Consider the following 21,598-nt stretch of genomic DNA (forward strand, 5'->3'; position numbering starts at 1 on the left):
AATAGAGGGGTGGTCGTTTTTAAAGCCCTTAGGTTTCAACTGATTGGTTTTGATCGAATGGTCTAAAGTAGATCTATAATTTTTCTAAACTAACCGTTTCGGCATGCATTGTGAGCTAAGACTTTTCAGCGCTGTTAACTTCAAACTAAAAATCTACAGAACTTAAACTTAGCAAATCAGGAATTATTTTATAATTTGCTGTCTTTTAAAAAATGAATTAAAATGATAAGAAAATTCTCCAAAATTGGTGTGTTGATGTTCGCATTAACGGTCGTTATGAGTTGTGCCACTAGGGTTGAACAACGAGTACCTTTATCCAAAGAAATTGAAACTGTAAAAAACGAGTTTGCTCCGGATAAAAGAGTGGCGCTTTTTTCTGTGAATGCTGAGAAAAACGGAAAAACCTATGTTTTAAAAGGTGAAAGTAATTTACCAGATGCCGTTGCCGCCCTAAAACGTAATTTGACGGCAGCAAACATTTCCTATACAGACGAAATCCAAATGTTGCCCGCTTCCGATTTGGGCGGTAAGACTCTTGGTTTGGTGACCATTTCAGTAGCGAATTTAAGAAGTCGCCCTGCACATTCGGCAGAATTAGCTACTCAAGCAACTTTAGGGACGCCTGTAAACATCTTAAAAAAAGAAGATAGTTGGACCTTGATTCAAACGCCAGATAAATATTTGGCTTGGGTAGATAGTGGCGGTGTTCAAGACATCAATCAGACGGAATTTGACCGATGGAAAACCACTACAAAACTCATCTATACCAATATAACTGGCAGTAGTTATTCTGAACCGTCTAGAAGTTCTCAAGTCGTTTCTGATATTGTTGCCGGAGGTATTTTTGAATTGGTAGATGAAACTGGCGACTTTTATAAAGTGGTGTATCCAGACCAACGATTTGCCTATATTAATAAACCAGAAGCTGAACTTTACGCATCTTGGTTAGCACGCACCAATCCATCCAACGAAAATTTGGTAGCCACTTCAAAACGCTTGATGGGCTTACCTTATTTATGGGGAGGTACCTCGCCTAAAGGTGTGGATTGTAGCGGATTCACAAAAACCATCTTCTTCTTAAATGGACTTATTTTACCTAGAGATGCCTCCCAGCAAATTCATACTGGCGATTTAATTGACGACCATCAGAATTTTGAAAACCTGCAACCTGGCGATTTGTTGTTTTTTGGAAAAAAAGCCACAGAAACGTCTTCTGAACGCGTGATTCATGTAGGGATGTGGATTGGTAATAACGAGTTTATTCATTCTGCTGGACGAGTAAAAATTAATAGCGTGGATAAAAATGCCGCCAATTTTGATGCCTATAACCTCAATAGATATTTGCGTACAAAACGTGTGGTGAATAGCGAGATCGGGGAGGTGATTGATTTGACCCAGACTAACGTTTTTGAAGCTGCTGCTCAGTAGGTTTTAAGTATATTCTTGTTGGTGGAAAACACCAACAAGGGCGTCCGAACTTCAACAAGGACGTGGAAAACACCAACAAGCGCTTTGAATCTTGTTGGTGGAAAACACCAACAAGGGCGAAGTACCCCGACAAGGGCGGAGAGAACAGCCTTGAAGGTGAAAGACTTGTTGGTGGAAAACACCAACAAGGGCCTGAAAAAACTTGTTGGTGGAAAACACCAACAAGGGCTTGGAAAACATCCGTGAAGGTGAAAGACTTGTTGGTGGGAAACACCAACAAAGGCCTTTCGGAATTAAGAAAACAGGAAAGTTTAAAAGTCGGGACAGCTAGTAAACAAAAAATCCTGACTTCAAATGAGGTCAGGATTTTTTTATTTTGGAATCTCCGCTTTCGCAGAAATTAATTATCCTTCAGTAATAACCCAGTCGCCTTTCATTAATAAAGGTTCTGCTTGTTTGTACTTCAACGTTTTGTTTTCGCCACTCATCACATTCTTGATGGTCACTTTGTCATTACGACCAATCTTTGGCTTGTCGCGAACAATAGTTTCTACCACTTCTTGACGTTGTGGCGAGGTGTTGCCGGCCGCTCTGCTTTGCGCTGAACGTTCGTCCAAATTAGGGATTTCCTCTTTGGTGGTCTCTAATTTTTCTTTAGAACGTTTATCACGTGCTTCCTGAATGGTGTCTGTAGTTTCTGATGGCAATTCGCCTTTGAACAAGAATGAAATTACATCTTTATTCACTTGGTCAATCATCACTTTAAACAATTCAAACGCTTCAAACTTATAGATCAATAACGGATCCTTTTGCTCGTGTACCGCCAACTGAACCGATTGTTTCAACTCGTCCATTTTACGTAAATGGGTTTTCCAAGCGTCATCAACAATGGCAAGGGTTATGTTTTTCTCAAAGTCATTGATCAATTGCTTCCCGTTGGTGGTGTAAGCTTTTTCAAGATCAGTAACCACCTGAATACTCTTCACACCATCCGTAAACGGCACTACAATGCGCTTAAACTTATCGCGTTGGGTTTCGTAAACATTCTGAATCACAGGGAATGCCATGTCCGCATTACGCTGCATTTTATCTTTGTAGTGATTAAACGCGGCCTTGTAAATACGACCTGCAATGTCCTGTTCAGAGAGTTTACCAAATTCTGCCTCCGTAATTGGAGAACTCATGGAGAAATAACGGATCAATTCAAACTCAAAATTCTTGAAATCGTTGGCCGCTTTGTTGGTTTGGGTGATGCCTTCTGAAGTATCAAAAATCATATTTGCCAAATCCACACGTAAACGTTCCCCATGTAATGCATGACGGCGACGCTTGTAAATAACTTCACGTTGTGCGTTCATCACATCATCATATTCCAGCAAACGCTTACGAACACCGAAGTTGTTTTCCTCAACTTTCTTCTGTGCACGTTCAATAGATTTAGAAATCATAGAGTGCTGAATCACTTCACCTTCCTCCAAGCCCATTCTGTCCATCATCTTGGCAATACGCTCACTACCAAAAAGACGCATAAGGTTATCCTCTAATGACACATAAAACTGTGAACTTCCTGGATCTCCCTGACGTCCGGCACGACCACGTAACTGACGGTCAACACGTCTTGAATCATGGCGTTCTGTACCTACAATGGCCAAACCACCAGCTTTCTTAACCTCGTTGCTCAATTTGATATCCGTACCACGACCCGCCATGTTGGTGGCAATGGTAACCTGACCTGGCTGTCCCGCTTCTGCGACAATATCAGCCTCTTTTTTATGCAGTTTTGCGTTCAGTACGTTATGCGGCACTTTACGAAGCGTTAACATTTTACCCAACAACTCACTAATTTCAACAGAAGTGGTCCCGATCAACACCGGACGGCCTTCCTCAGAAAGTTTGGTCACTTCGTCAATCACCGCGTTATATTTTTCACGTTTAGTTTTGTACACTAAATCATCGCGGTCATCACGCGCAATTGGTCGGTTGGTTGGAATTTCAACCACATCTAATTTATATATTTCCCAAAACTCCCCAGCTTCCGTAACCGCAGTACCGGTCATCCCCGCTAGTTTGCGGTACATCCTGAAGTAATTTTGGAGGGTTACCGTTGCAAAAGTTTGAGTGACCGCTTCAATTTTCACATTCTCTTTTGCTTCAATAGCCTGGTGCAACCCATCGCTATAACGACGGCCGTCCATGATACGACCCGTTTGCTCATCAACGATCATTACTTTATTGTCAATGACCACATATTGAATATCTTTTTCAAATAGGGCATAAGCCTTTAATAATTGGCTTAACGTATGGATGCGTTCTGACTTGATTCCGAAATCTCTGAACAACTCTTCTTTAGCATCCGCCTCTTCTTCCTTAGAAAGTTGTTGTGCTTCAATTTTTGAGATTTCCATCCCAATTTCTGGCATCACAAAGAAGTTTGGATCATCATCACCTGATAGGAATTCTACACCTTTATCCGTTAATTCAACTTGATTATTTTTTTCGTCAATCACATAGTACAATTCCGCATCTACCTTAGGCATCTCGCGGTTGTTGTCCTGCATGTATTGATTTTCTGTTTTTTGAAGAAGTTGTTTGATGCCTTCCTCACTTAAAAACTTGATTAAGGCTTTGTTTTTAGGGATACCTCTATACACACGTAAGAGTTGAAAACCACCTTCTTTTGTATCGCCTTCCGCAATCAGCTTTTTAGCATCTGACAGCACGTGGGTCAGATACTGACGCTGTACTGCAGCAATACTATCCACTTTGGGTTTTAATTCTGTAAACTCATGACGATCGCCTTGAGGAACAGGTCCGGATATAATTAACGGGGTACGTGCATCATCCACCAACACGGAATCCACCTCATCCACAATTGCGAAATGGTGCGGCCGCTGTACTAAATCGTCAGGTGAGTGCGCCATATTATCACGCAGGTAATCAAAACCGAATTCGTTATTGGTACCATACGTAATGTCGGCCAAATAAGCTTTTTTACGAGCAGCAGAATTAGGTTGATGGTAGTCAATACAATCCACGCTCATGCCGTGAAATTCGAACAATGGCGCCATCCAAGCGCTATCACGCTTTGCCAAGTAATCATTCACAGTTACCAAGTGCACCCCATTACCAGCAAGGGCGTTAAGGTACATTGGAAGTGACGCTACAAGCGTTTTCCCTTCACCCGTATGCATCTCTGCAATTTTACCTTGGTGCAAAGCGACACCACCAATCAATTGCACATCATAATGAATCATGTCCCAAGTAATCGGTTTCCCGGCGGCATCCCAAGAATTTGCCCAAATAGCTTTGTCATCTTCTAGAGTGACATACGCTTTACTACCTGAGATCTCACGATCAAAAGTGCTGGCGGTAACGGTGATGGCCGTGTTGTGCACAAAGCGTTTGGCCGTTTCCTTAACCACACCAAAAGCTTCCGGAAGAATGTCGTTGAGTACTGCTTCTGTAGCTTTATAAATATCGTCTTTAATGCGGTCAATTTCTTGATAGATATCTTCGCGTTCGTCAATATCTTCAGTGGCTTCAGCGTCTTTTTGAAGTTTATCAATGCTATCGTTAAAAGGCTGACGTGCTTCTGCTATTTTGGTTCTGAAATAAGCCGTTTTCGCCCTCAATTCGTCGTGAGACAAGGCTTCTAATGCTTTTTCAAAGGTTTTGACTTGATCTACTATAGGCGTGATGGCTTTGACATCCTGTTTGGATTTATCACCAACAAAAACCTTCAATACGGAATCTAAAAAACTCATACGGTTTTAGTGTTTACACGCCGACGGGCGCCGTGTAGATTAATATAAATGTGTTTGTATACTTTTATTTGCTGTATAAGGCTCACAAAGATACGGTTTGTGCTAGGCTTATTAAAAAATAGCGCACAAAAAAAGTCTCTTATGGAGACTTTTTAACTAATTTTTCTGATTTATTTAATATTCGTCCTCGTTCCAGAGGTAGTCTTCATCGGTTGGATAATCTGACCAGATTTCTTCAATTGAGTCGTAAGAGTCACCTTCATCTTCAATTGCTTGTAAATTTTCCACCACTTCTAAAGGCGCACCAGTACGGATCGCGTAGTCAATTAATTCGTCTTTAGTGGCTGGCCAAGGCGCATCGCTTAAATAGGATGCTAATTCTAATGTCCAATACATGTGTTATTCAATTTAAATTTTTGCAAAAATAATTTTTTTGTGGTAAGAAACAAGGAAAAAATGAATTATTTAATCATAATACAAAGAACGTCTCAATTTTACAGCATTTCTTAACTATCAATCATTGTGGTCCGATAAAGAATCAAGACCTCAGCGCTCTTAGAATAAAGAATAAAGATTTGCTTGCAATTAACTGACAAACAACGATCATTTAAATTAAAATTACACCACCGCTCTCGGTAATAATAGTTTCTAAAAAGCAAGGTCTCATTTCGGAAATCTTCTAATGTCGCTTGCTTAAAATGAGTTTGTTAAATTATTATTTATTTTTATCGGACACTATGACTATCAATATATAATCAAAAAAAATGGGAAAGCCAAATTTAGCCTAGGATTCTTTCTGAGGAATCCATTGAATTTCTTCGGCATTCAAGTCATGAGACAACTTCCGTGCCAACACAAATAGGTAGTCCGATAAACGGTTTAAATAGGTCAAGGCTTCCGGTTGAAATGGTTCTAAGTCATTCAGCGCTGACGCTAAACGTTCCGCTCTACGGCAGACGGTACGGGCTATATGACAGAATGACACCGTTTGATGGCCACCCGGCAATACAAAATGTGTCATTTCTGGCAAGGCGTTGTTCATGTTGTCAATTTCCTCTTCCAACCGCTTGATGTCGCCCACTGAAATTTTAGGGATATTTAAACGTTCCTTTCCGCTTTTGAGGATGGCTTTTGCCGGATCTGTCGCTAAAGTAGAGCCAACGGTAAACAAGCGGTCTTGAATGATCATCAGGATGTCTTTGTAGTGCTGATCAATGTTTTGGTCTCTGATTAAACCCAGATGGCTATTAAGTTCATCGACAGTTCCATAACTTTCAATCCGAATATGGTGTTTAGGGACTCTAGTGCCTCCAAAAAGGGCGGTGGTGCCTTTATCACCGGTTTTGGTATAGATTTTCATACTAGTTAATTTAAAGACGCAAAGCGCGTAGGGTGTGAATTACGAAGATACAATAGATTGAAAATATTTACCACGAATGGCGGGATGAAATTTTTGAAAAGGCGGGGAGTGAGGTTGTAGGTGGTAGGTTTGAGGTTTTAAGTTTCAGGTTAGAGGTTTCAGGTTTGAGTTTTAAGAGAGGACTGGAACCTGCCAGCTGAAAACTGAATACTGCTAACTGAGGACTGCCAACTGAATACTGAAAACTGCCTACTGCCAACTGCCTACTGAATACTGCCAACTGAAGACTGAAAACTGCCAACTGAATACTGCCAACTGAAGACTGAAAACTGCCCACTGAACTAATTCCTCAAATCACTTTCAATCACGCCATCGCGTAAACGGATAATGCGGGAGGCGCGTGCGGCCACGTCTTCCTCGTGGGTTACGACAATAACCGTATTGCCCGCTTTGTGAATGTCATCAAACAGATGTAAAATCTCTAAAGAGGTTTTAGAATCTAAGTTTCCTGTCGGTTCATCGGCGAGAATGATGGAGGGTTTGTTCACCAAGGCGCGGCCTACCGCCACACGCTGACGTTGACCTCCTGATAGTTCGTTTGGCTTGTGATGCACACGATCGGCCAGGCCAACTTCGGTCAGGACTTGCGTTGCACGCGCCTCACGGTCAGCTTTAGAGGCGCCGGCGTAAATCATGGGTAAAGCAACATTGTCCAAAGCGGTAGTTCTAGGCAATAAATTAAAAGTTTGAAATACAAAACCGATTTCTTTATTTCTTATTTCTGCCAATTCATCATCACTGAGTTTGCTGACATCCTGATTGTTCAGGATATAGGTGCCTGAAGTAGGAGTGTCCAAACAGCCCAAAAGATTCATCAGAGTCGATTTCCCAGAGCCTGAAGGTCCCATAATGGCCACATAATCGCCACGTTCAATATCTAAATCGATGTCTTTTAAAACATAGACTGTTTCTGAGCCTAATTGAAAGTTTCTGACGATATTTCTGATGTGAATGACGTTATCCATGTGGTGGTTTCCTGATTAAATGCTTATGACAATCGCGACGTTTGCAGCTGCAAAATAAATGATTTACGATTCATATGACGTGTAACGGCGTAAGATGTTACACTCTAATTTTAAAATGTTCTTTTAATTGTTCTTTTCTAAAAAAGACCAAGCCCCAATTATAGGTATCCACCGTAACCGTGACTTTAGGGTGGTTTTTGATGATGGTCCAAGCTTCTGTCATGCCTTTAGACCAGTAAATATCGTCAAATATGAATACCGAATCATTGTGGGCGGTAGGTACTAACATCTCGAAATACTTTAGGGTAGCCTTTTTGGAATGGTGGCCATCGAAGAAAATTAAATCCCATGCTGGCTGTGGCAAACGCTGAATACTATCTTCAAACTGACCTTGGATGCAGTCAATATTAGACAGCTTTTGGCTCGAGAAGTTTTGACTGGCGAACTTGGACAATTGTGGACAGCCTTCAATGCTGATGATGTTAGTGTTCGGATTGGCCAGCGCCATAGCTTGGGTGCCGATGCCGAGGTTGGTGCCTAATTCTAAAATAGTTCTTGCTTTAAAATACCGGACCAAACGGTAAAGCAACTTAGCATTTTTAAGATTAGTGCCGGAAGTTTTTGCAATAGCATTGACCCGACGTGTATTGGTTTTAAAAACTTTGGAGCCCGAGCCGAAATCGGTTATCTGAATTTGATCGGTATTTTTAAGCAGCGTGTTGCGGTAGGCTTCAATATTGCTATAGGCAGCATGCTGTGATGGGTCATAAAAACACTTTGTAATCAAATTGTACACAAAAGGCGAATGCACTCCGTGTTGGTTACTTGATTGTAAAAGGAATTTTAGATACGCTTGCAGTTGGTGCACGGTGAGTGTGTAAGGGGTTTTGTTTTTATAGTTGATTCCGTTTTCAGTTGGCAGTTTTCAGTTGGCAGTTCTCAGTTGGCAGTTGGCAGTTTTCAGTCTTCAGTCCTCAGTATCCAGTATTCGGTATTCAGTATTGAGTATTCAGTATTCAAAAAAACGCTGATGACGCTGAATTAATGGATTGGCGCAGAATCTTCTTGATGTATATCTTCTGTCGTCCTGAATCTTGGCTCTTGGCACCAACGTCATGTCTCTCTATTCTATGTTCTCTTCTCTATTATCTCAATTTTAAAAGAACGCTGAGGACACTGATTTTATGGATTGGCACAGACGTTTCATAGTCTGTCGTCCTGAATCTTGGCTCTAGTCTCCAGCTCTCAGTCTTCAGTTGGCAGTCTTCAGTTCTCAGTATTCAGTTTAAAGAACGCTGATGACATTGATTTTATGGATTGACGCCGATATTTTCTAATAAATATAAAGTTCAATTTTACAGTCCGTCGTCCTGAATCTTGGCTCTTGGCTCTCTTCTCTCTTTTCTATGTTCTCTTCTCTCTTGTGTAACCTTTGTTATTTGAAAAGAACGCAGATAACGCTGAATTTACTGATTTACGCAGAATCTTATTAAGGTTTACAGTCTGTCGTCCTGTATCTTGGCTCTTGGCTCTTGGCTCTCTTCTCTCTTTTCTATGTTCTCTTCTCTCTTGTGTAACCTTTGTTATTTGAAAAGAACGCAGATAACGCTGATTTTACAGATTTACGCAGAATCTTAATAAGGTTTATAGTCTGTTGTCCTGATTCTTGGCTCTTGGCTCCAACATTTTGCCTCTCTTTTCTATCTTCTATTTTCTCTTCATCCTCTTCTCCACATCAATAATGACGTCTAAGACTCCAACTTCTCTGACAATTCAAACCAACGTGCTTCTTTAACCGCAATATCATCGATTATTTTTTGTAAATCATCTGACAGCTTATTAATCTTATCTTGAGACAATGAGGGGTCGAGAAATTTGGCTTCAAAGGCTTTTTTATCCAATTCGAGTGCTCTTATTTTACTGTTCAAGGATTTCAGTTCCTTTTGTTCATTGTAGGATAATTTCTCCGCATTATTCTTTTTTTGGTCGGTAGGTGCCGCTTCAACCTTTACAGGTTCAACATAAGGGGTCGACGCTTCATAATCGCGGTAGTCAGAATAATTCCCAGGGAAATCTTCAACCTCACCATTCCCTCTAAATACAAATAAATGATCGACAATCTTGTCCATAAAGTACCTGTCGTGAGACACCACTAACAAACAGCCTGGGAAATCCAAGAGGAAATCTTCCAAGACATTTAAGGTGACAATATCTAAATCGTTGGTAGGCTCATCCAGAATTAGGAAGTTCGGATTCTGAATCAGTACCGTACATAAATACAAACGCTTTTGTTCACCACCACTCAATTTCTCTACAAAATCATACTGCTTTTTTCGATCAAACAAAAACTTTTCCAGAAGTTGGGAGGCACTAATTTGACGTCCTTTGGTAAGCGGAATAAATTCCCCAAACTCTTTGATGACGTCAATGACTTTCTGGCCTTCCTTAATTTTGATTCCGTTTTGGGTATAATATCCAAATTTTACGGTATCGCCAATAACCACCTTTCCAGAATCGGGCGTGATGGTTTGGGTCAGCATATTTAAAAAAGTCGATTTTCCGGTGCCGTTCTTACCGATAATGCCAATGCGTTCGCCTGTTTTAAACACATATTCAAATCCGTCTAAAATGACTTTGTCTTTAAACGACTTGGATACTTTATGAAATTCTACAATTTTACTGCCCAAACGCGCCATGTTAATTTCTAACTGAATTTTGTGGTCGTTGCGGCGTTGGTTCGCTTTGGCTTTAATGTCTTGAAAATCGTCAATTCTCGATTTAGATTTTGTAGTTCGGGCTTTCGGTTGACGTCGCATCCAGTCCAATTCCTTTTTAAACAATTGTTTGGCTTTTCCGGTCTCTACCGTTTCATTTGTAATACGGGCTTCCTTTTGTTCTAGGTAATAGGAGTAATTTCCTTTATACGTAAAGAGTTTGCCGTGGTCCAGTTCGATGATTTCATTACACACACGCTCTAGGAAATACCTATCGTGCGTTACCATAAACAAGGTCATCTGTGCTTTGGCAAAGTACTGCTCCAACCATTCAATCATCTCTAAATCGAGGTGGTTGGTAGGCTCATCCAAAACCAAAAGATCAGGATTATTGATAAGTGCTGTTGCTAAGGCTAAACGTTTTTTCTGACCTCCGGATAGGGTTTTGATTTTTTGAGTGAGGTCGTCCAACTTTAGCTGCGATAAAATTTGTTTAAATCGCAATTCAAATTCCCATGCATTATGACGGTCCATCCCTTCAAATGCTTTTTGATAAGCATCAGCATCATCTAAATTTAATAGCGCCTTTTCATAACTCTCTATGACTTTTAAAATGGGTAAATCCGATTTAAAAATGGTGTCTTCAATCGTAAGTTCATCTTCAAATTGAGGCGATTGTGATAAAAATGACAAGCGTAAGCCTTTTCTAATCACCACTTGGCCATTGTCAGGCTGGTCCAATCCCGCAAGAATATTAAGGATGGAGGTTTTGCCACTTCCATTTTTTGCCACAAAAGCAATTTTATCATCCTTATGGATGCTAAAGGAAAGGTCTTCAAATAGCGGAGCATCGCCATAAGTTTTTGAGATGGATTCAACAGTTAAATAATTCAAAGTCTAATTTTTTTACAAATAACGGGAATATGTACAAGAATACTGCATAGGGGGTGAGGAATAAAGAATTGAGTGGGGTAAGATGGTGGTGGGTGTGCTCTGTGATTAGTATTTAGTATTTAGAATTAAGTATTAAGTATTAAGAACAGAGAACAGAGAACAGAGAACAGAGAAAAAAGAATAGAGAAAAAAGAATAAAGAATCAAGAATCAGGACGGGAGACGGGAGTCGGAAGACTGAAGACGGGAAATTTTGAGCTTGTAACGTAGAGGTAGATTGAATACTGCCAACTGAAGACTGCCAACTGAATACTGCCAACTGAAGACTGAGAATAGAGAAAAAGAATCAAGAATCAAGAATCAGGACGGGAGAGGGAATACTGAAGACGGGAAATTTTGAACATGTCACATAGCACTGAAGATTGAAGACAGCCAACTGAATACTGAATACTGAATACTGCCAACTGAAGACTGCCAACTGAGTACTGAGTACTGAAGACTGAGAATAGAGAAAAAGAATCAAGAATCAAGAATCAGGACGGGAGAGGGAAGACTGAAGACGGAAAATTTTGAACATGTCACATGGCACTGAAGATTAAAGACAGCCAACTGAAGACTGAAAACTGAATACTGAGAAATGAGAACAGAGAGAGAGAAAAAGAATCAAGAATCAAGAATCAGGACGAGAGACGGAAGACTGAAGACGGGAAATTTTGAACTTGTAACGTAGAACGGTAGATTGAATACTGCCAACTGAATACTGAATACTGAATACTGAATACTGAAGACTGCCAACTGAAGACTGCCAACTGAAGACTGCCAACTGAAGACTGCCAACTGAAGACTGCCAACTGTAGACTGAATACTGATTACTGAATACTGAATACTGAATACTGCCAACTGAATACTGAAAACTGAATACTGAGAAACGCTGAACAAGGAATATAGAGATTGAAGGCTGCAGGCGTTTGACCGAAAAAAAGAAGATTTGTTTTGATATTGTTAGTGATAACTTATATTTGTTGAAATACATAACGTTGTTTATGAAACATAATTTAGTGGTTCTTGGAGGGCTTTTGATCCTCTTTTTAACATCCTGTATTCCGCATAAAGACATTGTGTATCTTCAGAATAAAAATACTGCTACAGATAGCTTGCAGGTAATGATTGCGCAACAAACGCCGTATCGGGTTCAGATCAATGATATTTTAAACATTCGGATTAAAGTATTGGATCAGGATAATGTGAGTATTTTTAATCCGATAGGGGAAGGAAATCTTAATGCAAGCGCGTCAGAACGGGCCTATTTTGATGGTTTTACGGTTGATAATCATGGGAAGATCAGGGTGCCTGAGTTGGGCATGATTACGGTGCTGGGATATACCACAACGGAGATTGAGGAAGAGATTAAAGCACGACTATTAGAAGAACAATTTAAGGAAACGGCTAATATTTTTATAACCGTAAAATTATCAGGACTACGCTATACTGCCATGGGAGAAGTTGGGTCTCCGGGTTCCCAGATTCTATTTCAGGAGCGTGTGAACATCTTTCAAGCCGTAGCCAATGTTGGCGAAATCCCGGTTACTGGCGATCGAAAAGACGTAATGATAATTCGGCAATATCCACAAGGGCAGGAAATTCATCACCTCGACCTTACAGATCTAAACGTAATGCAATCGCCTTATTACTACATTCAGCCCAATGATATGATTTATGTCAAACCCCTGAAGCAAAAAACTTGGGGCACTGGAATTACAGGTAGGGAAACTTTAGGTACCTTTATTACGGTTTTAGGTTTGGTCACTACCACCATTTTACTAATTACAAGATAGGCATACCTTATGGAAGACTACGAAAACGACTTTTCAGAACCAAGAGGTACTTATTTTGACTTTCGGGGCTATTTGTTTAAAGTGCTTAATCTTTGGAAGTTTGTCGTGCTCAGTGTGGCGTTCGCTTTAATCGTGGCTTATCTGATTAACGTTAGGAAGGAAAGTATCTATAAATTGAGTTCTCTGATTTCCGTAGAAAGTGATCAAAATCCGTTTTTTACCGCCAATACCAGCATCTCTTTTAACTGGGGTGGGGTTTCAGGGAAAGTAGGGAAAGTTCTCACGACGGTAAAAACCCGTACCCACAATGAGCTTGTGGTAGATTCACTCCAATACTATGTTCAGTATTTGCAACAAGGCAAGTACCGGATGGAAGATATTTATAAAAATGCCCCATTTGTAGTGGCAATCGATAAAGCGAAAGGGCAAATCCTCAACAAACCTATTCAGATTAGAATTATAAGCGATTCTAAATTTCAGATGGTTATCGATTTTGAATCGAGCGGCTTTACGGTGCAGCGCTATACCGATAAGGATAAATTCCCTGCCAATTTTAAAGTAGGCGAGTTTTCAAAAACCTACAGTTTTGGAGAGCCCATCAATCTGCCATTCTTTAACGGGAAAATCACCCAGCGTCCGGGCGCGACTCTGGTGCCAGAGACGCATTTTTATGTGCGATTTCTTAATTTTGATGCTGTGGTCAGTCAATATCAAGGTGGGGTGATGATTGCGCCCTACTCCGGAAGTTCATCCTCCGTCCTGTCCTTGTCCCTGGCGGGAAGCAATAAGGCTAAAATCGTGGATTATTTGAATGCTACCACCTCCATTTTAAGTAAGACAGAGCTTCAACGTAAAAATTTGTATGCTACCAATACCATCAAATTTATCGACAGCAGTTTAAATGCGGTTAATGACAATTTGAAGGATGTCACTGAAGAAATGAACAGCTTCCGAAAGCAAAACAAACTGTTTGATGTCACTGAAGAAATGGCCATTGTATCTGAAAAACTGAAAGCACTCGATTTAAACAGGGAAGAAGAACGCACCAAATTAAATTACCTCAATTCACTAGAAACCTATTTGCGTACCAAAACCGATTACACCAAAATTGCAGCGCCAACCTCAGTGGGCATCAATGAAGGTAATATTTTATCGAGTGTGGCAAAAATTACGGCGCTGGCCATTGAACGTCAAACCAAGGAATATACGGTTAAGGAAGGCAATCTTATTTTTAAGGATATCGACCGGCAGATTGATGCCGAAAAAAATGTGCTTCTGGAAACCGTCGGGAATACCAAGCGGACCATAGGCCTCAATTTAAATAATATCAACAATAACATTGCCCGATTTGAAGGGCAATTAGGCAATTTACCGGAAGATCAGCAGGAATATTTAAAAATTCAACGCAAGATGGATATCAGCCAAGAGGCTTATAATATCTATTTGACCAAACGCGGTGAAGCGGCCATTGTAAAAGCAGCAAACGTGTCTGATATCAGTACGATTGATGAGGCTAAAGATATTGGTGGTGGGCGCATAGGTCCTAATAAGAACCTCAATTATATGATGGCCTTAATGCTGGGATTTTTTATCCCGATGTTTTTAATTTTTGTCATTTTTCTTTTAGACAATACCATTCATGGGTCGGATGAGGTGGAACGTCTGTCTACAATTCCTATTATAGGACTTATTGGTAAATACAATTATAAAAATAACTTGGTGGTTTTTGAAAAGCCCAAATCGGCTGTTTCAGAATCCTTTCGAGCCATCCGTTCCAGTTTGCAATTTATTTATAAGAAGCAAGACAAGGAAGTGGGCAAAGGTAGGACCATCATGATCACCTCTTCGGTGAGTGGTGAAGGGAAAACTTTCTGTTCCATAAACATCGCCACGGCATATGCTTTAACGGGCAAAAAAACCTTATTGTTGGGACTGGATTTGAGAAAACCCAAAATCTTTGGGGATTTCCAAATCACCAATGAAAAAGGCGTGGTGAATTATTTGATTGGCGAAAGTTCATTTGATGAGGTTAAGTATACTTCCTTTATTGAGAATCTTGATGTGATTCCGTCAGGACCCGTGCCACCTAATCCCTCAGAATTATTAATGGGGCATAGGCTAAAGGAGCTGATGGAATATGCGCGCCAACATTATGACATGATTGTGTTGGACACACCGCCCTTAGGATTGGTGACTGATGCCTTAGAGTTGACGCAATATGCGGATGCTACCTTGTTTATGGTGCGTTTAGACTATACTAAAAAAGGGATGTTGGCCTTAATTAATGCCAAGCATAAGATGGGAGAAGTTAAGAATATCAGTTTTGTCCTGAACTTCTACAAACATAAAACCAACCACAATTACGGTTATGGTTACGGCTACGGCTACGGTTATGGCTACGGCTATGGGGTTTATGGCAATGCTTATCACGAGAGTAGCAGCAGACGCACCCTACTAAAACGCTTTAAGAAATTCATCCAAACCAATACTTAAGCATTCACTTTTGATCAGCCGCCCCCAAGCACGTCTCAAGCGTGGTTTCGATATTCTTTTAGCTGTTTTATTAACACCAGTGCTCCTCCTGCCTATTTGCCTATTAATCGTGCTAGCCCGTTATGATACTGGCTTAAGCGGACTGTTTTTACAAACACGGATAGGACAGTGGGGCAAGCCATTTAAAATATACAAAATCAGGAGTTTGAGGCAGGGCGTCCACCGTTTAGGACATATGGATTATCATACGTCCGCCTTTGGGAGTTTTATACGCCGTTATAAATTGGACGAACTGCCACAGCTTTTTAATGTGCTGAAGGGGGAGATGAGTTTTGTGGGGCCACGACCGGATTTGCCCGGATTTGCAGACGTGCTGGAAGGTGAAGATCGGATCATCTTAGAGGTTAAGCCGGGCATCACAGGTTCTGCCACCCTTAAATATAAAAACGAAGAGCTGATTTTAGCCCAGCAGAGTAACCCAGAACATTACAATAGAACGGTTATATGGAAAGATAAGGTTGAAATCAATAAAAGATACGTGAAAAATTATAGTTTTTCTTTAGATTTGCACATTCTTTTAAAATCACTAAAAAACTCATAATGACGACACAAACAAAAATTACTGTGATTGGCTTAGGCTATGTAGGATTGCCTTTGGCAGTAGAATTTGCAAAAAAGTTTCTCGTAGTCGGTTTTGATATCAATCAAAAAAGAATTGATGAACTAAACCAAGGTATAGATAGAACATTAGAAGTAGAGAATGACCTGCTTCAATCCATATTGGTTAAAGAAACCTCTACACAAACCGGCTTATTGGTCTCTAATAATTTAGCGGACATTGAAGATTCGGATTATTATATCGTCACTGTTCCCACGCCAACAGACGCTTTAAACAAGCCCATCTTTACGCCATTGGTAAAAGCGAGTGAAACTATTGGCAAAGTATTAAAAAAAGGTGCTATCGTCATTTACGAATCAACGGTTTATCCAGGCGTTACTGAGGACATCTGCGTCCCTATTTTAGAGGAGGTTTCAGGACTTAAATTTAACGTCGATTTCTTCGCGGGTTATTCGCCAGAGCGCATCAATCCGGGAGATAAAGTGCATACTGTTACTCAGATCCTAAAAGTAACTTCAGGTTCTACGCCAGAAATTGCCATAAAAGTTGATAATCTATATAAAACGATTATTACGGCTGGTACGCACATGGCACCATCTATTAAGGTGGCGGAAGCCGCAAAAGTTATTGAAAATTCCCAACGTGATATTAATATTGCCTTTGTCAATGAATTGTCTAAAATCTTTAGACTGTTGGATATTGACACGAAAGCTGTTTTGGAAGCTGCAGGCACCAAATGGAACTTCATCAAAATGTCGCCAGGTTTAGTGGGTGGACATTGTATTGGGGTCGATCCGTATTATCTAGCGCAAAAAGCTATTGAATCAGGTTATAATCCTGAAATTATATTGGCTGGCCGTAAGATGAATGACAGTATGGGTGGTTACGTCGCGCAGGAGACGGTTAAAATGATGATCAAAAAAGGGGCGCGTATTAAGGGGTCTAAAGTGTTAGTTTTAGGAATCACATTTAAGGAAAACTGTCCTGATATTAGAAACTCTAGAGTAATTGATATCGTCAAGGAATTTGAAAGTTATGATGTAGAGGTTGAGGTGTATGATCCTTGGGCTTCGGCAGAAGAAGTGATGCATGAATATGGTGTAAATTTGATCTGTACAGATACCAAGTTGGCCTCTAAATATGAAGCCATTGTACTAGCCGTGTCTCACGACAAATTTTTGAATTTGGACATTCAAAACTTGAAGTCTGAAACTGGGGTTATTTTTGATGTGAAATCCTTATTACCAAAAGAATCCGTAGACGGCAGATTATAGATGATGTACACGCACCCACACCATACCGAAGATTTATCAGAATACAGCTTTTTAGTGACTGGAGGCGCAGGATTTATTGGATCTAATTTGGTTCAGTATTTACTGCAGCATGGCGCTAAAAAAGTCAGGGTCCTTGACAATTTTTCGAATGGGTACCGTGAAAATCTTCAGGAATTTAATGATCATCCCGCCTTTGAATTGGTGGAGGGCGATATCAGAGACGTGGAAACCTGCCATCAGGCCGTAAAAGATATGGACTTCGTTTCACATCAAGCGGCATTAGGCTCGGTACCACGATCTATCAATGATCCGGCCACCACCAACGACGTCAACGTCTCCGGTTTTTTAAATATGATGATTGCCGTAAAAGATAATCCAAAAGTGAAGCGTATGGTGTATGCGGCTTCCAGTTCTACTTATGGTGATAGTCCTTCCTTGCCTAAAGTAGAAGACATCATTGGCAAGCCTTTATCGCCTTACGCGGTGACCAAATATGTCAACGAACTGTATGCTGATGTCTTTGGGAAGACTTACGGTACGGATGTGATTGGGTTTCGGTATTTTAACGTATTCGGACCCAAACAAAGTCCCAATGGGGCCTATGCCGCGGTGATTCCACTATTTATGCAAGCCTTAAAAGACAATGTGGCACCACACATAAATGGTGATGGCGGACAGACGAGAGATTTCACCTTTATAGATAACGTTATTCAGGCCAATATCAAAGGCATGTTTGCGCCAAAGAATGCGGGTAATACGGTGTATAATGTGGCCTGTGGCGAGCGGATCGACATCAATTATTTATGGGATTCACTTAAAACAGCTGCTCACTCTGAGCTCGAGCCAGAATACGGTCCAGAACGCCAAGGTGACGTCCGCGATTCTTTGGCGGATATTTCAAAAGCTCAAAATTTATTAGGCTACCAACCAAGGTATACGGTACGCGAAGGGTTAAAAATTACTTGGGACGCTTTTAATAAATAGTGGCATTGCGAGGAGCACACGCCCTTCAGGCGTCATTGCCAGGAGCACACACCCTTCAGGGGTCAATGCGAGAAGCGTAGCGACGCGGCAATCTCATCAATTAATGCTATTATTCTATTCATTATGAAACCTAGTTTCGTCTACATCCTCACCAATAAGAACCACACCACCTTATATATCGGGGTCACTTCAAATATTGTCAATCGTATTAGGCAACACAAAGATAAATACTATCCTAAATCATTTACCGCGCGTTATAATCTCGACAAATTGGTGTATTATGAAGCCTTCCAAATGATCGGCGATGCCATAGGACGGGAAAAACAATTAAAGGCAGGAAGCCGAGCAAAGAAGATAGCGTTGATTGATAGTATAAATCCAGAATGGGTTGATTTATATGATGTGGTTAGAGCTGAGTTTGGGGATGGTGAGTTAGAATAATTTCTCCATTCCAGGGTCATTGCGAGGAGCGCACCCCAACCCGAGCGTCATTGCGAGGGAGGTACGACCGCGGCAATCTCATGATTAGGAGCTCACAACCTAAAGATTGCCACGTCGCTCCTCCGTCGCTCCTCGCAATGACGGTACATAGGCGTCGCTCCTCCGTCGCTCCTCGCAATGACGATACGTAGGCGTCGCTCCTCCGTCGCTCCTCGCAATGACGTGGTGCAGGGGTCATTGCGAGGAGCACACCCCAACCCGAGCGTCATTGCGAGGGAGGTACGACCGCGGCAATCTCATGATTAGGAGCTCACAACCTAAAGATTGCCACATCGCTCCTCCGTCGCTCCTCGCAATGACGATACGTATGCGTCACTCCCCTGTCACTCCTCGCACTGACGTAGTGTGAATGTTATCGCGAGGCGCGCACACCCATTCCGGTGTCATTGCGAGGAGCGCAGCGACGCGGCAATCTCAAAATCAATCCCAGAAGCTCTATACAGAGGGAAAGATCAAACTACTTATCCAAATCCAGACATCAAAACAAACATCAAGTGGCCTAACCAAACGGTTCAAAATTTCACCATGTAACCCAACCGAAATATTGGTGTGGGATACAAAGGAAGATTTTAAAAAAACTTAACCCTTCACAATTTAATAGGGTCCTTAAAATTATTTTCGACGCTCTTAAACCCATACTCCTCTTAATTTTTTTTATCTTCGCTCACTCTTGATACAAACAAAGAGATCACGGTATTTTGTTCTTCTAATTCACAACTTCTTTAGGGAATGTAAAGCCTTTGTATGAAGACTTAATTTATCTTATGACAACTATTTTAATTACAGGCGGAGCTGGCAATATCGGAAGTACTCTAACCTCCAGATTATCGGAATTAGAGCAGCATCATATTGTTGTGGTTGATAACCTGTCTACTGGACATCTGTCCAAACTTCCAAAAAGATCCAATATTTCCTTTATTAAGACCAATGTAAACGTTTACGCGGATATTCAGGCAGTTTTCAAACGGTTTGAGTTTGATTATGTATTCCACTTTGCAGCGGTGGTCGGCGTTCAGCGGACTTTAGAAGATCCCATTGCTGTGTTAGAGGATATCGAAGGAATTAAAAATGTGTTGACCCTATCAAATGAATCCCATGTTAAAAGGGTGTTTTACTCCAGTTCTTCAGAAGTGTACGGAGAGCCTTTTGAAATTCCACAAAATGAAAATACAACGCCATTAAATTCGCGGTTGCCCTATGCCATTGTAAAAAATGTAGGTGAAGCCTTTTTTAGGACTTATCAAAAAGAATATGGTTTGCCCTATACCATTTTTCGTTTCTTTAATACTTACGGACCACAGCAAAGTGAGGATTTTGTAATCCCTAAGTTTTTAAGGGCAGCTTTAAATAACCAGCCTATAAAGATCTATGGTGACGGGCTGCAGACCAGATCCTTCTGTTATATAAATGACACCATTGATACCTGTATTAAAACCCTTCAGCAAGAAGGTGAAAATACGGTTATAAATGTAGGTAACGACAAAGAGATCAGTGTTTTGGAGCTCGCGCAGAAAATTATAGAAGTTACGGGATCCAAATCTCAAATTATACACTTACCAGCTTTGGCCGAAGGCGATATGCGCCGCAGGTGCCCGGATGTCACAAAAATGAAACTCGTGTTGAATAGGGAATTAACGCCTTTAGATAAAGGTTTGCGTTTAATGGTCAATTTTTATAAGTCCTAATCCGAATTTTGACTCTAACGCTATAATTTCTTTTATATTAGCTCCATAAACCGTTTTCATTTTATGATACCACAAGATCAATGGTTATATACCATTTCTTCTAAACATAAACTCATTGACCTTAATTTTAAGGAAATTTGGCGCTATAGAGATTTGCTGATTCTTTTTGTAAAAAGGGATATAGTTACGGTCTATAAGCAAACCATTTTAGGGCCTTTATGGTATATCATTCAGCCTTTGTTTACGGCAGTCATTTTCACCCTGATTTTCAATAACCTCGGACAGATTTCCACCAATGGTGTGCCACCGTTTTTATTTAACTTGGCAGGCATCACAGCATGGAACTATTTTAGGGAATGCCTCACCGGAACCTCCAGCACCTTTACCTCTAATCAGGGTATATTTGGGAAAGTGTATTTTCCAAGAGTCATTATGCCCTTGTCCGTGACCATCTCCAACCTTTTAAAGTTTGGAATTCAGTTGGGTATTTTTATCGGGTTTTACATTTATTACGCTTTTCATGGGCAGACTTTTGGCTTTAACAGCCATATTTTTTTACTCCCCGTGTACATTGTTATGATGGCTTTATTGGGCTTGGGCTTGGGCATGATCATTTCCTCCATGACCACCAAGTATAGAGATTTAACCGTATTGGTGGGGTTTGGCGTGCAGTTATTGATGTACATATCAGCGGTTCCTTATCCGGTAAGTGAGGCAAAAGCCAAATTTCCGAGTACTGTAGCCCTCCTTGTCGAATACAATCCCTTGACCCAAATTATAGAAGGCTTTAGAGTGATGCTTTTGAATACGGGAGCGTTCAGTTGGTTTGGCTTTGGATATACTTTAGTGATTAGCATCGTGTTGTTTTTAATAGGATTAGTTATATTTAACAAGACGGAGAAAACGTTTATAGACACGGTTTAGAAGTTGAAATTGAAACTGAAGTTGAAAAATGATGAAATGGGAAAAGAAAAAAGAGAGAAGAGACATGAGACTAGAGATAAGAGAATAGAGAAAATCGGG

At 40.7% G+C, this 21,598-nt stretch carries 16 protein-coding genes; 10 read left to right on the plus strand and 6 right to left on the minus strand.

Going from position 1 to position 21,598, the window contains the following annotated elements:
- Positions 1–222: 222 nt before the first annotated feature.
- A complete protein-coding gene (locus ES711_RS14760; RefSeq protein ID WP_146894076.1) occupies positions 223–1,428 on the plus strand; it encodes a C40 family peptidase in 1,206 nt (401 codons plus the stop codon).
- Positions 1,429–1,490: 62 nt separating this feature from the next.
- Positions 1,491–1,832, plus strand: coding sequence for a hypothetical protein (locus ES711_RS14765; RefSeq protein ID WP_146894077.1), 342 nt, complete (start codon positions 1,491–1,493; stop codon positions 1,830–1,832).
- On the opposite strand, the gene secA is transcribed toward ES711_RS14765, so the two are convergent.
- The 6 genes from secA to ES711_RS14795 all read right to left on the minus strand — a co-directional run bounded on the left by secA (position 1,833) and on the right by ES711_RS14795 (position 11,185).
- A complete protein-coding gene (gene secA / locus ES711_RS14770; RefSeq protein WP_146894078.1) occupies positions 1,833–5,192 on the minus strand; it encodes a preprotein translocase subunit SecA in 3,360 nt (1,119 codons plus the stop codon).
- Positions 5,193–5,366: 174 nt separating this feature from the next.
- Positions 5,367–5,588: a DUF2795 domain-containing protein gene (locus ES711_RS14775; RefSeq protein WP_010177336.1), complete on the minus strand. Its 222-nt coding sequence runs from the start codon at positions 5,586–5,588 to the stop codon at positions 5,367–5,369.
- A gap of 388 nt (positions 5,589–5,976) precedes the next feature.
- Positions 5,977–6,552, minus strand: coding sequence for a cob(I)yrinic acid a,c-diamide adenosyltransferase (locus ES711_RS14780; protein WP_146894079.1), 576 nt, complete (start codon positions 6,550–6,552; stop codon positions 5,977–5,979).
- Between the two features lie 341 nt (positions 6,553–6,893).
- Positions 6,894–7,577 carry an ABC transporter ATP-binding protein gene (locus ES711_RS14785; RefSeq protein WP_146894080.1) on the minus strand — a complete coding sequence of 228 codons (684 nt, stop codon included), beginning with the start codon at positions 7,575–7,577 and terminating at the stop codon, positions 6,894–6,896.
- Between the two features lie 97 nt (positions 7,578–7,674).
- Positions 7,675–8,445, minus strand: a complete 771-nt coding sequence (locus ES711_RS14790) for an O-methyltransferase (protein WP_146894081.1) — start codon at positions 8,443–8,445, stop codon at positions 7,675–7,677.
- An 880-nt stretch (positions 8,446–9,325) separates the two neighbouring features.
- Positions 9,326–11,185 (minus strand): ABC-F family ATP-binding cassette domain-containing protein, encoded by a 1,860-nt coding sequence (locus ES711_RS14795; protein ID WP_146894082.1) that lies wholly within the window; start codon positions 11,183–11,185, stop codon positions 9,326–9,328.
- A 1,042-nt stretch (positions 11,186–12,227) separates the two neighbouring features.
- Between ES711_RS14795 and ES711_RS14800 the strand changes: the two genes are divergently transcribed.
- The 8 genes from ES711_RS14800 to ES711_RS14835 all read left to right on the plus strand — a co-directional run bounded on the left by ES711_RS14800 (position 12,228) and on the right by ES711_RS14835 (position 21,499).
- Complete coding sequence (locus tag ES711_RS14800) at positions 12,228–13,019, plus strand: polysaccharide biosynthesis/export family protein (protein ID WP_146894083.1); 792 nt, start codon at positions 12,228–12,230, stop codon at positions 13,017–13,019.
- A 9-nt stretch (positions 13,020–13,028) separates the two neighbouring features.
- Positions 13,029–15,512, plus strand: a complete 2,484-nt coding sequence (locus ES711_RS14805; protein ID WP_146894084.1) for an exopolysaccharide transport family protein — start codon at positions 13,029–13,031, stop codon at positions 15,510–15,512.
- 10 nt (positions 15,513–15,522) lie between these two features.
- Positions 15,523–16,113, plus strand: a complete 591-nt coding sequence (locus tag ES711_RS14810) for a sugar transferase (RefSeq protein WP_146894085.1) — start codon at positions 15,523–15,525, stop codon at positions 16,111–16,113.
- Positions 16,113–17,405: a nucleotide sugar dehydrogenase gene (locus ES711_RS14815; protein WP_146894086.1), complete on the plus strand. Its 1,293-nt coding sequence runs from the start codon at positions 16,113–16,115 to the stop codon at positions 17,403–17,405. The genes ES711_RS14810 and ES711_RS14815 overlap by 1 nt, the downstream gene beginning before the upstream one ends.
- 3 nt (positions 17,406–17,408) lie before the next feature.
- Positions 17,409–18,389, plus strand: coding sequence for an SDR family oxidoreductase (locus tag ES711_RS14820; RefSeq protein WP_146894120.1), 981 nt, complete (start codon positions 17,409–17,411; stop codon positions 18,387–18,389).
- Positions 18,390–18,512: 123 nt separating this feature from the next.
- Positions 18,513–18,830 (plus strand): GIY-YIG nuclease family protein, encoded by a 318-nt coding sequence (locus ES711_RS14825; protein ID WP_146894087.1) that lies wholly within the window; start codon positions 18,513–18,515, stop codon positions 18,828–18,830.
- A gap of 824 nt (positions 18,831–19,654) precedes the next feature.
- Positions 19,655–20,575, plus strand: a complete 921-nt coding sequence (locus ES711_RS14830) for an NAD-dependent epimerase/dehydratase family protein (protein WP_146894088.1) — start codon at positions 19,655–19,657, stop codon at positions 20,573–20,575.
- 63 nt (positions 20,576–20,638) lie between these two features.
- A complete protein-coding gene (locus ES711_RS14835; RefSeq protein ID WP_146894089.1) occupies positions 20,639–21,499 on the plus strand; it encodes an ABC transporter permease in 861 nt (286 codons plus the stop codon).
- Positions 21,500–21,598: the final 99 nt, after the last annotated feature.

This window comes from Gelidibacter salicanalis (assembly GCF_007997285.1).
Classification (GTDB): domain Bacteria; phylum Bacteroidota; class Bacteroidia; order Flavobacteriales; family Flavobacteriaceae; genus Gelidibacter; species Gelidibacter salicanalis.

What these genes read in the sequence shown, in the direction of transcription:
- ES711_RS14760 (WP_146894076.1), top strand. Translation starts at nt 223, where the DNA reads ATGATAAGAAAATTCTCCAAAATTGGTGTGTTGATGTTCGCATTAACG.
- secA (WP_146894078.1), bottom strand. Translation starts at nt 5,192, where the DNA reads ATGAGTTTTTTAGATTCCGTATTGAAGGTTTTTGTTGGTGATAAATCC.
- ES711_RS14775 (WP_010177336.1), bottom strand. Translation starts at nt 5,588, where the DNA reads ATGTATTGGACATTAGAATTAGCATCCTATTTAAGCGATGCGCCTTGG.
- ES711_RS14780 (WP_146894079.1), bottom strand. Translation starts at nt 6,552, where the DNA reads ATGAAAATCTATACCAAAACCGGTGATAAAGGCACCACCGCCCTTTTT.
- ES711_RS14785 (WP_146894080.1), bottom strand. Translation starts at nt 7,577, where the DNA reads ATGGATAACGTCATTCACATCAGAAATATCGTCAGAAACTTTCAATTA.
- ES711_RS14800 (WP_146894083.1), top strand. Translation starts at nt 12,228, where the DNA reads ATGAAACATAATTTAGTGGTTCTTGGAGGGCTTTTGATCCTCTTTTTA.
- ES711_RS14805 (WP_146894084.1), top strand. Translation starts at nt 13,029, where the DNA reads ATGGAAGACTACGAAAACGACTTTTCAGAACCAAGAGGTACTTATTTT.
- ES711_RS14815 (WP_146894086.1), top strand. Translation starts at nt 16,113, where the DNA reads ATGACGACACAAACAAAAATTACTGTGATTGGCTTAGGCTATGTAGGA.
- ES711_RS14820 (WP_146894120.1), top strand. Translation starts at nt 17,409, where the DNA reads ATGTACACGCACCCACACCATACCGAAGATTTATCAGAATACAGCTTT.
- ES711_RS14825 (WP_146894087.1), top strand. Translation starts at nt 18,513, where the DNA reads ATGAAACCTAGTTTCGTCTACATCCTCACCAATAAGAACCACACCACC.
- ES711_RS14830 (WP_146894088.1), top strand. Translation starts at nt 19,655, where the DNA reads ATGACAACTATTTTAATTACAGGCGGAGCTGGCAATATCGGAAGTACT.
- ES711_RS14835 (WP_146894089.1), top strand. Translation starts at nt 20,639, where the DNA reads ATGATACCACAAGATCAATGGTTATATACCATTTCTTCTAAACATAAA.